Raw genomic sequence first — 15,329 nt, 5'->3', positions numbered from 1 at the left:
ACCTCCAGGTTAAATGCTGATTTGCAGGAATTTGCAGCTGCTCTGTGCGGTGAACTCATGCCAAGTGCCGGTCTGTACGACGACTGCTGCTCCGGCGGTTAATGCACAGGACTGGTCAGCGATAAGCATGTGCAGTTCCCCCTCCAGAACGTGGATGATCTTGGATCTGGGCGAGGTCTCTGAGCTGATGGATTCGCCGGTGTCCATGCCGTATAGCACCCAATCCGGGGCTTCCGCAGTGGCGGCAGCTCCTTCAGGGAAGTGAAGTGTTCTGCTGGAAATCTGATTAGGCCGTATACTGATCATGTGATTGAAGTGAACGATCGTTCCTTCTTTGATTTCACTCATAATGTCCTCCTGTATATTGCTTGATGCTTAACTTTTGCTATAATGAGAAGTAAAGTGAGAATCGTTCTCATTTATTGAATTGTAGCAGAGTTTCTAAAATGACTCTGTTGCCATGGCAACAGGAGGCGGATAAATTTGCAGCAATATATGAACAAAATTCAAAATACAGTCCTGTTCAAAGGATTTCAGGGCAGTGAGGTGCAGCAGGCGCTCGGTTGTCTTCAGGGGACGATTAAGGATTTCGGCAGGAGGGATTTCATCTTCAAGCAGGAGGAATACCTGGAGGCGGCGGGCATCATTCTGGAGGGGAATGTCCTGCTCTGCAAGGAGAACAGCTCTGGCACACGCTTCATCTTCTCAGAGCTTGCGGATGGGGAGATTATTGGGGAGACAGCGCTTCGTCAAGAGCAGGAGCCCAGCGGTTATGAGGCGATAGCCGGGTCGGCATGCCGGATTCTGTTCATCCGAATGAACAATATTATCCGTCCGGGGCAAACGACCTGCATTCTTCGCGGACGGATTATAGAGAATATGCTGGCCCTGCTGCTGGAGAATAACCGCTCGATGTATCAGAAGCTTGATCTGGTCTCCCACAAATCGCTGCGGGAGCGGATCATTCACTACCTGAGCATTCAGGCCCGTAAAAACAATTCGCCCGCCTTCGAAATCCCGTTCGGCAGAAGTGACCTGGCGGATTATCTGACGGTGGACAGAAGCGCCTTATCAAGGGAGCTGCAGCGGATGGCGCAGGACGGGCTGATCCGGTTCACGCGGAATCAATTTGAACTGCTTGCGGTAGACTATGAGCTAAGGTGGTGATCTGTGGTATCCAGGCTGAATTAACCGCTTAATTATCTATAGCACCTTATAATATGTTATAATGAATCTCTGATTTCATACTACTAAGCAGAATAGAGGTCGCCAAAGGATGAAAGTAAAAATTAACCGCAATGCAGCTAAAGTTCTAAAAGATATGCTGAACAGCCCGGAAGCGGAAGGCAAGAAAATCCGCGTGGTCATCACCCAGAATCATGGAGATCACGGACACTATGATGTAGCGCTGGATATCCCCACAGAGCACGATGAAGTAGTTGCTACAGACAAGGATATCGAGATTCTGCTGGATACCCGCGAACCGCTGCTTGACGGCGTATGGATTCAGTATTTCTATGTGCCGCAGGAAGGCTTCTTCATCACCAATCCGTCTACCGGGTTCCTGGAGAAATAAGCAGCGGATCACTATAATCTGTGTGGCCTTAGGGGCGGCACCGTCTGAATCAGCCTCACCCGGCTGGTCAGACGGTGCCGTCTTTTTGTGCAACATTACTGCCCAATAGAAGGTGGAGCTGCGCAAGCAGAACTGGCGGCAGTTCATCGATTCGGATAATGCAGTGGCTGCTGCGTTATTGGCGAAAATGGGGTATACTGGCACTGATTATGTCCGTGAGGAGGGAGAAGTAATTATGGAACTCATGCCAGCCTGGAAGCGTTGGGGTTATGAAGAGGGTATTGCGGAAGGTATGGAAAAAGGTATACAGAAAGGCAAAGCGGAAGGAAAAGAAGAAGGCAAAGAAGAAGGCCAGGCGGAGACGATTCGTAAGCTGCTGCTCCACGGATTTTCTCCCGAGGCAGTATCCAAGGCGGTTGAATTGCCACTGGAAGAGATTAAGAAGCTGATGTGAATACAGACCCGGGCGGATGTTGCCCGGGTCTTTTTATGATAGGCTCTTTTTCAGGAATATTATGTTATCCCACCCTGAAAGTCGTTGCAAAAGTATGTATTATCGTTGAATGCCTATATTAGCGGGGCGCAGATTTTTTATTATACTGTTCTTGTAAGCGATTACACACATATAGCTGGGGGGAAATTCTAGTGAATAAGAAAAAAGCGATGACACTGATGTCCAGTATCCTGATGATCTCTCTGCTTAGCGCGTGCGGAGGCGGCAACGGGAATGCCGGTGGAAACGCAGCGGAGCCGAAGGCCTCAGCCGCAGCAACGGAAGCAACAGGAACAAACGCCCAGCCAGCCAAGGATGCCGGTGCAGTGGATACATCCCAACCTGTTACCCTGAAGATGATCTTCGTAGGTCCGAAGCCGGTTGATTATGATCAGGTATTCGGAGAGATCAATAAGAAGCTGAAGGAGAAAATCAACGCCACACTGGAAGCTGAATTCCTGGACTGGTCCGACTGGGCGCAGAAATATCCGCTGAAGCTGGCGGCTAACGAGGACTTCGATCTGATCTATGCCGCCAACTGGGCAGGCTATAACGACCAGGCACTCAAAGGCGGGTTCCTGGAGCTGACGAACGAGATGCTGGAGAAATATGCACCGATGACCTGGAAGGCAATGCCTGAGGTAGCCTGGGGTCAGGCGAAGGTAAACGGAAAGCTGTATATGGTGCCTCAGAACCGTGGCGAAACCGTGGAGAAGCTGATTCTGTACCGCGAAGACCTGCGCAAAAAATATAATCTGCCGGAGATCAACAGTCCGGAGACATACGCCAACTATCTCAAGACTATATCCGGTAAAGAGAAGGGGGTTACCCCATTCGTACCGGAGACCGGTGACTGGAAGCTGCATAATCTGGACCGGATCCTGCTCAAGCAGCAGAACGAATGGAATCTGTTCGACCTCGATCTGCCGATGGGCTTCAAGCTGGATGATCCGGCGGGTAAAGTGTTCAACTTATATGAGACTCCTGAATTCAAGGAGCTTGTCTACTATTATAAAGATCTGGCCGAGAATAACGCCTGGTCGAAGAGCGCACTGAACAGCAAGCTGGATCATCAGCAGGAATTCAAGGCAGGCAAGGCAGCCTCCATCACCCACAATCTGGGTACGCTGGGCGCCTTGATGACCGATATGCGGGAGAAGAACTCCCCGTATGAGCTGGCCCTGGCCGATATTAACCCGGATAAGAAAAAATCCGTTGCCGTCTCTACACAGAACGGCGTAGCGATTCACTCCACTTCCAAGCACCCTGAACGGGCGCTGATGATGATCGATCTGCTCCAGAACGACAAGGAGCTGCATGATCTGATCATGAACGGCATCACGGCTGTGCATTATAATCCGGTTGGCGAAGATAAATTCACGAACGCCGAGAAGAATGCCAACTACACCGGCTTTTCCAACTGGGGCTTCAACTCCCCGCTGAACCGGGACAATGCTTCCTTCCCGGATGAAGCGAACGCCTTGACTGACAAATGGGAAGGTGAGGTCTATCACTACCCGCTGGAGACCTTCGTCTTCGATAACAGCAAGGTGAAGACCGAAGTCGCCAACGTCGGCAATGTCATGCTGCAATACGGCATTCCGCTGGAATACGGAACGGTGAAGGATGTAGACGCAGGTCTGGCTAAGCTCCAGCAGCAGGTTAAGGCAGCCGGGATTGATACCATCATCGCAGAGGTGCAGCGTCAAATTGATGAGTTCCTGGCGAACTCAGGCCAATAAGCCTGACAGCTCCGTTATACTTTATACTAACAATATTGCGGCGGTTCTCCCTTCATGGGAGGACCGCTGTTTCATGTTTTTGGGTTTGTTCATCTTCTGTTCATGCTGCCGTCACTCTGGGGACATTTGGGCAGGCTATGCTGTCTTTAGCGCCGAATCAGGTGGCTTGTACCATCAGATCAAGATAGGAGTAGATGCAGCAATGAATCTAAGAGAGAGAAGAACCAGGAAGACAAGCCTACGCACAGCAAGCGCAAAATATTCTTTGGCAGCAGCAGCGCTCGTAATGACTATGCTTGCTCCCATGTCTGCTATGGCTGCACCGGCCGCCGGGGCGCTCCAGCCCGGCCTATACACTGCCACTCAGAAGCTGGCGGAGGACAAGGCGGCTCTGCTGACAGAAACATACGGTGTTCCAAGTGTACAGTATGCGTTAATCGATCATGGCAAGATTGTAGTCTCAGGCCAGGCAGGCAAAAACGACCTGAACGGCAAGCGTCCCCTTACGTCCAATACCATATACGGGGTAGGCTCCACGAGTAAAATGATGCTTACCGCTTCTGTGATGAAGCTTGTAGATGAAGGGAGAGTAGACCTGGACACTCCCGTAGTGAACTACATTCCGGATTTCAAGATGAAGGACAGCCGGTACACGCAGATCACCCCGCGTATGCTGCTCAATCATTCCTCCGGCCTGCTCGGCAAACCGGGTCCGAATGTGGCGCTCTATAACGATAATGATTCGTACGCACACGATCATTTGCTGGCTCAACTGGCTACTCAGAACCTGAAAGCAGATCCGGGAGCCTTCTCCGTCTACTGCAACGATGGCTTCACCTTGGCTGAGATTCTGGTCGAACGGGTCAGCGGCATGAGCTACACGACATTTTTACACAAGTACATCACTAAGCCTCTGGATATGAATCATACCAGAACCCCGCGTGATCCTATGGATCTCAAAGCAATGGCCGGTATCTATTCTCCGACTTATGAGGGGCAGCTTCCCCAGGAGAATTACACTGTTCTCGGTTCGGGCGGCGTCTTCTCTACAGCAGAGGATCTGGTTAGATTCTCACAGATTTTCACAGCCCAGAACAAGGGGATTCTCTCGAAGGATTCCTTAACGGCCATGGCTCAGCCAGAGTACAGAAAAGGCATGTGGCCGCCAGCAAGCGACGGCTCCTTGGCTTATGGCTTAGGCTGGGACAGCGTAGAACTGTTTCCCTTCAACCAATACGGAATCCAGGCGCTGGTCAAAGGCGGAGACACCATGTCCTATCACTCCTCGTTAGTGGTACTCCCGGAATTGAACCTGGCTGCAGCTGTAATCTCTTCAGACGGTTCAAGCTTGATCAATCAAATGATGGCAAGTGAACTGCTCCTCCGTGTGCTTCAGGACAAACAAATCATTAAGCAGTTGAAGCCGGAACAATCCTTCGGGACTCCAGTACCCGCCGTTATGCCCAAGGAAGTCTCTCAATATGCCGGTCTCTATGGCAACTCTGCGTTGTTAAAGGCAGAGATCACTCCGGCAGGGGAACTGTCTGTAGCAGCGAGCGGCGTGCCGGACAGTGCTGTGCAGAAGTATACGTACACAGCCGACGGCTCTTTTGTAAATAAAGAAGGAACGGAAAAAATAAAATTCGTGGTGGAGAAAAATGGGCGTACCTATATGTGGTCCCGTTCTTATATAAGTGAACCGGAGCTTGGACAGGCGGCGACCTCTGAGTATAGTGCGGAGAAGCTTGATCCCAATCCCTTGTCTGCAGAGGTTGCAGACGCATGGGAGAAGCGGAACAACACCCGATATTATTCGATATCCGAGAAGTATTCATCGATGCTCTATCAATACGGGCTGGGGGTTATACCAGTGAGCTTGGACAAGAATGCACCGGGATATATTTACAATAATAAAATTCTGAGCGCCAATCAGGCACTGAATGAACAGCAGATTCCCGGGATGGCAGGCCGTGACAATATGCAGATCGATTTCTATACAGACAATGGAATAGAGTATATGACGGTAGCAGGCAGTTTGTACGTTAGTGAACAAGCGGTCACAGACCTCTATGCAGGCGCAAAGTCATCCGCAACGATCTCAGCAAGCGGCTATGCCAAGTGGTACAGTGTGCCGAAAGCAGCCCAAGGGAAGCTTATGACCGTCAAGTTACCTGCGAACAGCTCCTTTGCGGTATATGATCAAGCCGGAATCTGTGTGAACCACACCGTGGTCAGCGGGAAGAATCAGGTCCTGCTGCCAGAGCAGGGTAAGATTGTATTTGCAGGCGGGGCGGGTGCAAAGTTCCAGATTACACTTAAGAAGTAAACGGCAATAACAGGGTAGCGGTATATTTAGAATCAACGAGCAGGCGGGGGCGGCAACCCCCTCCTGCTTGTTTGTGCCGAAATCAGCTTGTGGTACGGGCTGGCGGGATGCTCTGCGGATTGTTGAAGACATTACCTGGATCATATTTCGCCTTAACTCTGCGTAATCTGGCATAGTTTGTTCCATAATAGACCGGGCCGGAGTGCTTGATGCCCTGGTCAGGCACATTGATGTAGCTTCCTACGATGAACGGCTGAAGCTTGCGGCGGGTGTTGCGGACGTAGAATATGTTTTTGGCGGCCTCTGCTTTCTTGATCCAGGAGCTGTTCCACTCCACGTAGAACTTAGCCTTGCGCCAGTAGAAGGCGGTAGCTTTAGGAGATTTACGGCTTACCGCTCCACCCCAATTGAGGAAAAAGAACCCGGCGTCCTTCCCCTCCACCTTCTCAAGGAACTCGCGCATCGGCTTGAATGCCTGCTGCGGGAATGGTTTCCGTCCGAAGCCGCTGGAGAACTGGTTGCTGAACCGCTGGGTCTGTACCGGATCGGGAGCGAGCAAGAAGCTGACTACCTGCGGATAAGGCAGAGAACGGATCGTTTGGATTGTAGGCGTTCCTACGCTTGTAATGGGCTTCAAGAGGCGGACCGCCTCGGCCTTAGATCCCAGGAAAAGTCCCAGCATGCTGACATTTCCGCCTTTTTTGGGACCGATGGATAATTCGCTGCCCAGTCTCGTATTCACTGCGGGGGCCCAGCGCTGCCAGGTCTTCAGGACCTGCTCGAACTGGCTCCAGGGCCAGGTGATGCGGAATACGGTCGCTGTGGCCGGAGCCGGACGTACTTTGAATTTGTAACGGGTGCATACGCCGAAGTTGCCTCCGCCGCCGCCGCGGGAAGCCCAGAGCAGATCGGCATTACTTTTCTTATTCGCAATAATAATTCTGCCCTTGGCATCGACCATTTCAAGCTCCACCAGATTATCGCTGACCAGCCCCAGGGTACGCTGAAGCGGGCCGATGCCGCCGCCCAGTGTAATGCCGCCGATTCCAACGGTTGGACTATCCCCGAAGGGCGACATATACCCTTTCCGGGCCAGCGTATGGGCGATTCTCCCGACTGTATTTCCGGCTCCAACGACGGCTGTCCCGGTTTTGCGGCTTAGCTTAATGCTGTTCATTTCACTGACATCAATGACGATGCCGCCGTTCACCTGGGACAGATTGACCTCCAGCGCATGTCTGCCGCCTCTGGGCCGGATGGGAATCCGGTGCTCGTTGGCCCATTTGATAGCGTTAGCTACATCCTGCGTCTTCTTAGCGAACACAAATACCTTTGGGAAGCGGTCGGTGTGCGGGTCCCAATTTTTGCGCGCTGCTTCATAACCCGGATCACCTTTGTAGACGACGCGTCCGGTAAGCTTTGTTGCTGAGTTCACTGGTTTCCAGCTCCTTTTGAGCTAATATTGGCATGCATGGAGATGAATTTGACTAGGTTATCGTATGCAGGGCGTTAGTCTATGGCGTGGGCTATAGTATGGGGTATGAATGAGAATAGTTATCAATTATAATGTGATTTACCGGCATAGGATACAACGGAATAAAGATAAGCGGGGAATAGAGATGAAGCTGAACGAACATATACAGTGGTGGAACCATGCATCGGTCAGGATTATGGATATCCGCAGAGGGAGACTTCCGGCAGGCTCGGCACTTCCGTATTACCAATTGCCTGCGAGTGCATTCCTGTATGCAGCGCAGGGACAGGCGCAAGTACAGCTGGATGAGCTGCGGACAACCTTGAGACGCCATCAGCTAGTGCATGGCGGGCGGGGAGCCGTTCTTGCGGTGCATGCGGAGGAGGCCTTCGAATACTTCCTGGTGCTGTACAAGGCAGTGCTGATGCTGCCCCAGTCGAGCAGAGTGATCAAGCTGCTGGAGCAGGAGAATCCGGCCAGGCATCAATACAGCTTCAGTCCTGCTTATGCGCATCCCCTGCTGGACCGGCTTGAACAGATGCACATAGAGTGGTTAACCGCAGATCCGCTGCAGCATCTCTATGTGAGATCGCTGTTTCTTCAGTTTGTGCATGAGGTGCTGGCTCAGATGAAGCAGCAGGGTCTTGTTCCGGTTCAGCCGGACCTGCTGGCCCAGGCTATGCGGTTCATGAAGGAGCATTACAGGGAGCAGATCACTCTGGATACTCTGGCTGATCAATTTGATTGCAGCGTCAGCTATCTGAGCAAGCTGTTCAAGAGCCGGATGCAGGCAGGGCCTATCCGTGTACTTACACAGATCCGCATGGAGAGGGCAGCGCGCGATCTGCTGCATAGCGGATATACCGTGCAGGAGATCGCGGAACGGACGGGCTATCCCGATGCCCATACCTTCAGCCGGAACTTCAAGAAGCAGTATGGTTGCCCGCCGGTACAATTCAGAATGAAAATGGACGCGGAACTGCATGTACAAGAATCGCCCGTCACCCATCCGATAACTGCCCTTGTAGCTCATAATTCCAAGTGCTATAGTATCCAAAGTAGTGAGAATTATTATCATTTACAGCGAAAAGGGGGATTACCGGTGATGCGGGGAACGAAGACGGCATCTATGGCTACAGCGGTTTTATTATTGTGTGTAACCTTGCTGCTAAGCGCATGTTCGGGGGCTGGTGCAGGAACATCGGCGAATAATGGTGCGGCAGGAAATAATGCGGCTCAATCCGTGAGTACGTCCAATCCGGGGAGCGAAGCGGCGGCTCCGGGCTCTATTACAGGCAATACGGCTGCAGCAACGAAGATCTATACTGACGGCAAAGGGGAGGTAACCATTCCAGTGAATCCGCAGCGGATTATTGATTTGACAGGCAGCGCAATCGGGAATCTGCTGGTGCTTGGCGTGAAGCCGGTTGCAGCTTCGGATGACTCCTTGAAGAATCCGTTCCATACGGGTCAGCTGGATGATATCGTGAATATCGGGGCGGAGCCCAACGCTGAGGCTATACTGAAGCTGGACCCGGATCTGATTCTGACTTTTGACTATATCGAAGAAGCCCAGTATGAGCAGCTTGTCCAGATTGCTCCGGTGGTCCGGCTGAAATACGGCGGGGGTACTCCGCAGGACTTGTTGCTGGAATTTGGCAAGATTACCGGCAAAGAGACGGAGGCGCAGCAGTGGATTGACGGGTGGAACGATAGAATCGCTGAAGTGAAGCCGAAAATTACCGAGGTTGTCGGTGACAAGACAGTATCGATTCTTCAGCCTTATGCGAAGGGAATTTATGCCTGGGGCAATAAGGGAGGAAGAGGCGGTGAGATTCTGTACGGAGACCTTGGCCTTAAGGCGCCGGAGATTATCCGGACCACATTGATTGACGGGGAAGGCTTCGGAGGTGATCTGTCGCTGGAGCTGCTGCCGGAGTATGCGGGAGACTATATTTTCACCAGCAACTGGGGCTGGGATGACGGGGATGCGAATGTTGTGTACGGCAGCAAGGTATGGAAATCGCTCCCGGCTGTGAAGAATAATCATGTCTATTTCATTGATGAGAAGGGCTCGTATTATAATGACCCGATCTCTCTGGAAGCGCAGCTGAAATTCATTGTGGAGAGCTTTCTGGGAACGGGCCAATAAGCTGGGCGGTGCGGCTGCGCAACTTGATGTTTACATTTCGTGTAATGTATATATACTTAACTTTTGAAGGATTCATATCTCCGGGTTAACCGGCAAGGGAGGATATTACAGACATGACATCAACCATTAGAGTAGGCATCGTCGGATACGGAAACTTGGGCAAAGGGGTGCAGCAGGCCATTGCGCAGAACGCCGATATGGAGCTGGTAGCCATATTTACCCGCAGAGACCCGCAGCAGCTGGCAGACATCACAGGAACGCTCACCGAGCATATCTCAGCCGCCGAGCAGTACATAGGCAAGATTGATGTAATGATTCTGTGCGGCGGCTCCGCGACAGATCTGCCGGAGCAGACTCCGCAGCTGGCCCGGTTGTTCAATACGGTGGACAGCTTTGACACTCATGCCAAAATCCCCGATTTCTTCGCTGCGGTGGACAAGTCCGCCCGCGAAGGCGGCAGCGTTAGTGTGATCTCTACCGGCTGGGACCCGGGCATGTTCTCCATGAACCGGCTGCTGATGCAGTCCATCCTGCCGGTAGGCGAGGATTATACGTTCTGGGGCACGGGAGTCAGCCAAGGGCACTCGGATGCGATCCGCCGTGTTCCTGGTGTCAAGGCAGGCGTGCAATATACCGTGCCGGTCCAGGAGGTTATTGACAGCATTCGCGGAGGCGAGACCCCGCAGCTGTCCACCCGCGAGAAACACCGCCGTGAATGTTATGTAGTGGCTGAAGCAGGAGCTGACCGTGATGCCATTACCCGGACGATTGTGGAGATGCCGAACTATTTCGCCGATTATGATACGACGGTTCAGTTCATCACGGAAGAGGAGCTTGCTGCTGAGCATTCCGGCATGCCGCATGGCGGCTTCGTCATCCGCAGCGGAGTGACCGGGGGCGGAAGCAAGCAGATTGCCGAATTCGGGCTGAAGCTGGATAGCAACCCGGAATTCACCGCCAGCGTCCTGGCCGCCTATGCCCGCGCTGCTGTGCGTCTGAAGCAGGAAGGCCAGACAGGGGCCAAGACGGTATTCGACATTCCGCTCGGCCACCTTTCCCCAAGATCTGCTGAGGAGCTGCGGCGTGAGCTGCTGTAGGCTTCAATGAGAGGGATAAATCCCCTTGGTGAGGTCAGAAGTTGACCGGAGGGCTGAATGAGAGGGATAAATCCCTTTGGTGAGGTCAGAAGTTGACCGGAGGGCTGAATGAGAGGGATATATCCCTTTGGTGAGGTCGAGTACCGCTGAGGGAGAGTAATGAGGAGCACAAGTGCACCTGAATTCGCCGGAAGTCAGCTAAATGAGTAAATGAAGAGCACAAGTGCACCTGAATTCACCGAATGTTGGCTAAATGAGCAAATGAAGAGCACAAGTGCACCTGAATTCTCCTGAATTCGCCGAATGCTGGCTATGTGAGCAAATAAGGAGCATTAGTGCTCCTTATCTCACCGTTGGTATCTGAATTGCCATTCGTACGTATACACCCTACTGGATGCATTCTGCCCAACCCTAGCGAGCAGATAGTATCAGTTGCCGATCTCTAACAACCCCTGAACCTAAAAATAGAGGTGTCCCCAGCCAAATGGCTCAGGGACACCTCTTCTTGTATCAACATAACAGTTATACGATACCTTGCGCCAGCATGGTATCAGCAACCTTCAGGAATCCGGCGATGTTGGCACCGGCAACCAGATTACCGGCAACCCCGTAATCCTCAGCCGCCTGAACGGTTCTGCTGTAGATATTTTTCATAATGAGTTGCAGCTTCTCGTCCACCTCTTCGAAGGTCCAGGACAGACGCATGCTGTTCTGGCTCATCTCAAGACCCGAGACCGCTACGCCGCCGGCATTGGCTGCCTTGGCTGGAGCAAACAACACCTGGTTCTCCAGGAACAGCTCCACCGCTTGGAGGGTGGTCGGCATATTGGCGCCTTCGCCAATGGCCTGAACCCCGTTCAGAATCAGCGTCCGGGCGGATTCCAAATCCAGCTCGTTCTGCGTGGCACACGGCAGGGCGATATCGCAAGGCAGGCTCCAGATTCCGCTACAGCCCTCAACATACTCGGCATGCGGATGCTCCTTCACATATTCGCTGATGCGCAGGCGTTCAGTTTCCTTCAATCTTTTGACGGTAGCCAGATTGATGCCCTGAGGATCATGGATGTAGCCGTTCGAATCACTGCAGGCAATGACGTGGGCGCCAAGCTGCTGAGCCTTCTCGATAGCATAGATGGAGACATTCCCGGAACCGGAGATGACCACCTTGCGGTCCTTGAAGCTTGCTCCGCGAGATGACAGCATCTCTTGCACGAAGTATACACAGCCATAGCCGGTAGCTTCCTTGCGCGCCAGACTGCCGCCGTAGAGCAGCCCTTTTCCGGTAAGAACCCCGGCAGCATGCCCGCCGTGAATCCGTTTATATTGGCCAAACATATATCCGATCTCTCGCGCGCCTACACCGATATCTCCTGCTGGAACATCTGTATCCTGTCCAATGTGACGGTACAATTCCGTCATGAAGCTCTGGGTGAAGCGCATAACCTCTTGATCCGATTTATCCTTGGGATCGAAGTCGCTGCCGCCCTTGCCGCCGCCCATGGGCAGGCCGGTCAGCGAGTTTTTGAAGATCTGCTCGAAGCCCAGGAACTTGATAATCCCGAGGTAGACGGAAGGATGGAAGCGCAGGCCGCCTTTGTAGGGACCGATGGCACTGTTGAATTGAATGCGGAAGCCGCGGTTAACCTGCGTATTACCGGCATCGTCCACCCAAGGGACACGGAAGGAGATGCTGCGTTCTGGCTCAACCAGCCGCTCGAGAATCCCGTGCTTCATATACTGCGGGTGGCGGGTCAGAACGGGGGTGATGCTCTCCAGGAATTCCTGGACAGCCTGGTGAAATTCCGGCTCATGCGGGTCGCGCTTCTGGACCTCTGCATAGATCCGCTGCACGTATTGCACAGCCTCATTTGATACTTCTGACGTTAGTGTAGGAACGATGGACACTTTGGCAAGCACTCCCTGTCTGATTGTAATTCGGGCTATCCCGTATTAATTAGAATTTAAAAGAATTCTATAAAACCTGACATCAATTTGCCAATCAATTATTTTTGGCATAGTCATTAAGAAATTCTATGAACCTTACATACTGTGCCAGCTATATGCGGCAGGATGTTAATAAACCTCTGGTCAATTCAGGATTGCAGTTCCCCTTGAATAGGGTATATATAGATAGCGGCAGTAGCACAAAGTATCGAAAGAGAGGCGGCAGAAAATGCACTTATTATCTGTAACAGAATTAGTAGATGTGGAGAACCATGCGTGGGAAGAGATCAGGGAGCTGCTGAGCCAAGGGCCGCGTACCTACAGGCTGGAGGGTGCAGAACCGGAGGCAGCAGCGCTGACGCTCGTCCGTCTGCAGGTAAGTACGAGATCTTATCTTGGAGCGATAGCCTACGAGACAGGAGGAATCGTGTTCGAGCATGGATGGCTTACCTTACTTGGCGCTGGAGCACAAGGCATCTTCGGCAGCCTGGCTTCCTGGAACGGTCTGAGTGCTGCAGAGGGCACGGCGCCGCTGCCGGGTATGCTGATTGTGGCCTACGATGCGGCCGGAGGCTTCTTCGGTCTGGATGCCGGGCGGTTCGGGCAGAGCGGGCATATCTATTATTATGCCCCCGATGCTCAAGAATGGGAGACGACAGAATTAACCTATTCTGGCTTCATCAGCTGGCTGGCGGAAGGGGACCTGGATCTGTTCTATGAAACGTTCCGCTGGGAAGGTTGGGAAGAGGCGACCGAGAAGCTTGCACCGGATCAGGTCTTCGGGTATTACCCGCCGCTCTGGACGAAGGAGGGGGGCGGCTCGGCCAGCAGCAAAGCGCCGGTCTCTATTCTAGAGGCATGGCGGGCAGCGAGAAGCGCAGGTGCTCAATGAAGCGGCGTAAGGCTGAACGAGGGCAGCTTAGAGTCTTAAGGGTAGCGGAAGAACCGCTGGAGGTGGTTCCCTTTGTCAGTGCGGCGCCCGGCAGCCAGGGAATAATATATGGCGGGCTTCCGATTTACCTGGGAGAGATGCTGGGACTGCCGGAAGAGGTGGAGGTGCTGATCGCAGCATCTGACCTTCAGGGAATCGCATTGTGTGACAATGGCGGTTACAGCGATTTATTGGTGGGTGAGAAGCTTGCCGCTACACTGGAAGATCTGCTTCACCGCCATATGCCGGATGTCCGCCCGGAACAGGTGCTGGTCTGTTTATGCGGTGATCTATACGGAGACACTGAAGTAAGAGGCTCCAGCGGCGATCCGCTGCCGGTATGGCGGGCCTTCCGCCGCCGATTCGGAACGGTATTCGGCGTGAACGGCAACCATGATCTTCTGACTCCGGAGGGGGAAGCAGAGCTTGCCTCCACACCGGGAATGCATCTGTTCTCCGAGCCCGCAGCCGTGCATCATCACGGGCTGCTTGTAGCAGGACTTGGAGGCGTCACGGGAAGAGCGGGCCGGCCGAACCGGACACCGGAGAAGGAGTATCTGGAGAGACTAGAAGGTCTGCTGCGCCAGAGCCCCGGTCTGCTGCTGCTGCACCAGAGCCCGGACCTTCCCGGAGCAGGGCTACCGGGACACGCAGGCATCCGTGAGCGGCTGGAAGCCGGGCCGGAGGTGCTGGTCTGCAGCGGGCATGTTCACTGGAGCCAGCCGCTGGCGGAGCTTGCGAACGGTGTCCAGCTTCTAAATACAGACGGAAGGGTGCTGGTATTCACCCCGGCTGGTTGAAACCAAACGCGAGCTTGTCCGTAAACTTTACAAACAGCATCGGAATAGATATAATTTAGGTATAACTTTCAGGGTTTGAAACAACAGAAAGGGGCCTAACGCCATTAGGCTCCTTTTGTATTTCCGGCCCATGTTAACAGGAGGGCGAAAGTCATTCACAAGGAAAAGATTATGGTATGTGTTCATTACGGCCCGCACGGCGAGCGTTTGATCCGGCGTGGAGTCCAGTTATCCGAGTTGATCGGAGCACCGCTATATGTGCTCAATGTGGATAGTTCAGACAGTGATGAATATAATCAAAGCAAAGAAATGTATATGGCAGTCTGGAAACGTCTGGCTGAAGAAGCCGGCGCTGAATTCATGGTGCGGGGGCGCCGCGGCCGCAAGACTACGGATGTGATCGTTGAAGCGGCTGAGGAGCATGAAGTCACTCAGATTATTATCGGGCAATCCGCCCAGACCCTATGGCAGGAGCTCACCAAGCGTAACTTCGTCAATGAGCTGATCAGCAAGATGAAGATGATGGATCTGCATGTCGTTGCAGTTCAGCGTATGCGAGCCGGTCTTGAAGAGACCCATGAAGAAGGGGTAACCGCTTATTTGGTGAAGAACGAGGGAATGTATCAGCTTAGCGATGAGCCGGAAGGTACAGACTTCATTAAAGGAAAATACTTCCACGAATTGCACACCGAGTTTGAGAATGGCTTGTTCAAAATTGAGCAAGATGGTAAAGCAAGATATTTGCATATCTGTGAAGGGAACTTGGCCGATCCGCTATAACCGGTCTTGTTTTC

Annotated in this window: 12 protein-coding genes and 1 pseudogene; 10 read left to right on the top strand and 3 right to left on the bottom strand. The window is 52.8% G+C overall.

Annotated features, from left to right (window positions below; translation table 11 throughout):
• Positions 1-9: 9 nt before the first annotated feature.
• On the bottom strand, positions 10-348 hold the full coding sequence (locus NSU18_RS05345; RefSeq protein ID WP_341021412.1) for a cupin domain-containing protein: 339 nt from the start codon (positions 346-348) through the stop codon (positions 10-12).
• Between the two features lie 147 nt (positions 349-495).
• Here NSU18_RS05345 and NSU18_RS05340 point away from each other — a divergent pair, with 147 nt between their 5' ends.
• From NSU18_RS05340 to NSU18_RS05320, 5 genes and pseudogenes are all read left to right on the top strand, one after another.
• Positions 496-1,167 carry a Crp/Fnr family transcriptional regulator gene (locus tag NSU18_RS05340; RefSeq protein WP_341021413.1) on the top strand — a complete coding sequence of 224 codons (672 nt, stop codon included), beginning with the start codon at positions 496-498 and terminating at the stop codon, positions 1,165-1,167.
• Between the two features lie 109 nt (positions 1,168-1,276).
• A complete protein-coding gene (locus NSU18_RS05335) occupies positions 1,277-1,576 on the top strand; it encodes an iron-sulfur cluster assembly accessory protein (RefSeq protein WP_341021414.1) in 300 nt (99 codons plus the stop codon).
• 112 nt (positions 1,577-1,688) lie between these two features.
• Positions 1,689-1,775, top strand: a pseudogene (locus tag NSU18_RS32360) (DUF4351 domain-containing protein); the annotation flags it as partial.
• Between the two features lie 446 nt (positions 1,776-2,221).
• Positions 2,222-3,811, top strand: a complete 1,590-nt coding sequence (locus NSU18_RS05325) for a DUF3502 domain-containing protein (protein ID WP_341148431.1) — start codon at positions 2,222-2,224, stop codon at positions 3,809-3,811.
• A 202-nt stretch (positions 3,812-4,013) separates the two neighbouring features.
• Entirely contained in the window at positions 4,014-6,137 is a 2,124-nt protein-coding gene (locus NSU18_RS05320) for a serine hydrolase domain-containing protein (protein ID WP_445321790.1), read from the top strand.
• An 82-nt stretch (positions 6,138-6,219) separates the two neighbouring features.
• Here NSU18_RS05320 and NSU18_RS05315 read toward each other — a convergent pair whose 3' ends face one another.
• Positions 6,220-7,572 (bottom strand): FAD-binding oxidoreductase, encoded by a 1,353-nt coding sequence (locus NSU18_RS05315; RefSeq protein ID WP_341021420.1) that lies wholly within the window; start codon positions 7,570-7,572, stop codon positions 6,220-6,222.
• A 184-nt stretch (positions 7,573-7,756) separates the two neighbouring features.
• On the opposite strand from NSU18_RS05315, the gene NSU18_RS05310 reads away from it, so the two are divergent.
• Both NSU18_RS05310 and NSU18_RS05305 read left to right on the top strand, forming a co-directional pair.
• Positions 7,757-9,763, top strand: coding sequence for an AraC family transcriptional regulator (locus NSU18_RS05310; RefSeq protein ID WP_341021421.1), 2,007 nt, complete (start codon positions 7,757-7,759; stop codon positions 9,761-9,763).
• Between the two features lie 113 nt (positions 9,764-9,876).
• Positions 9,877-10,860 carry a diaminopimelate dehydrogenase gene (locus tag NSU18_RS05305; protein ID WP_341021423.1) on the top strand — a complete coding sequence of 328 codons (984 nt, stop codon included), beginning with the start codon at positions 9,877-9,879 and terminating at the stop codon, positions 10,858-10,860.
• Between the two features lie 522 nt (positions 10,861-11,382).
• Here the strand turns inward: NSU18_RS05305 and gdhA are convergent.
• On the bottom strand, positions 11,383-12,759 hold the full coding sequence (gdhA, locus tag NSU18_RS05300; RefSeq protein WP_341023293.1) for an NADP-specific glutamate dehydrogenase: 1,377 nt from the start codon (positions 12,757-12,759) through the stop codon (positions 11,383-11,385).
• 274 nt (positions 12,760-13,033) lie between these two features.
• On the opposite strand from gdhA, the gene NSU18_RS05295 reads away from it, so the two are divergent.
• The 3 genes from NSU18_RS05295 (at position 13,034) to NSU18_RS05285 (ending at position 15,315) form a co-directional block, all read left to right on the top strand.
• A complete protein-coding gene (locus NSU18_RS05295; RefSeq protein WP_341021425.1) occupies positions 13,034-13,696 on the top strand; it encodes a DUF2625 family protein in 663 nt (220 codons plus the stop codon).
• Complete coding sequence (locus tag NSU18_RS05290) at positions 13,693-14,535, top strand: metallophosphoesterase family protein (RefSeq protein ID WP_341021426.1); 843 nt, start codon at positions 13,693-13,695, stop codon at positions 14,533-14,535. Before NSU18_RS05295 ends, NSU18_RS05290 begins: the two co-directional genes overlap by 4 nt.
• A 171-nt stretch (positions 14,536-14,706) precedes the next feature.
• Positions 14,707-15,315 (top strand): hypothetical protein, encoded by a 609-nt coding sequence (locus tag NSU18_RS05285; RefSeq protein ID WP_341021427.1) that lies wholly within the window; start codon positions 14,707-14,709, stop codon positions 15,313-15,315.
• Positions 15,316-15,329 lie beyond the last annotated feature (14 nt).

Origin of the sequence: Paenibacillus sp. FSL H8-0048, from assembly GCF_038002825.1 — a bacterium.
Lineage (GTDB): Bacteria > Bacillota > Bacilli > Paenibacillales > Paenibacillaceae > Paenibacillus_AQ.
Note: the sequence above shows the minus strand (reverse complement) of the source record. Positions and strands in the feature narration are given on the sequence as shown.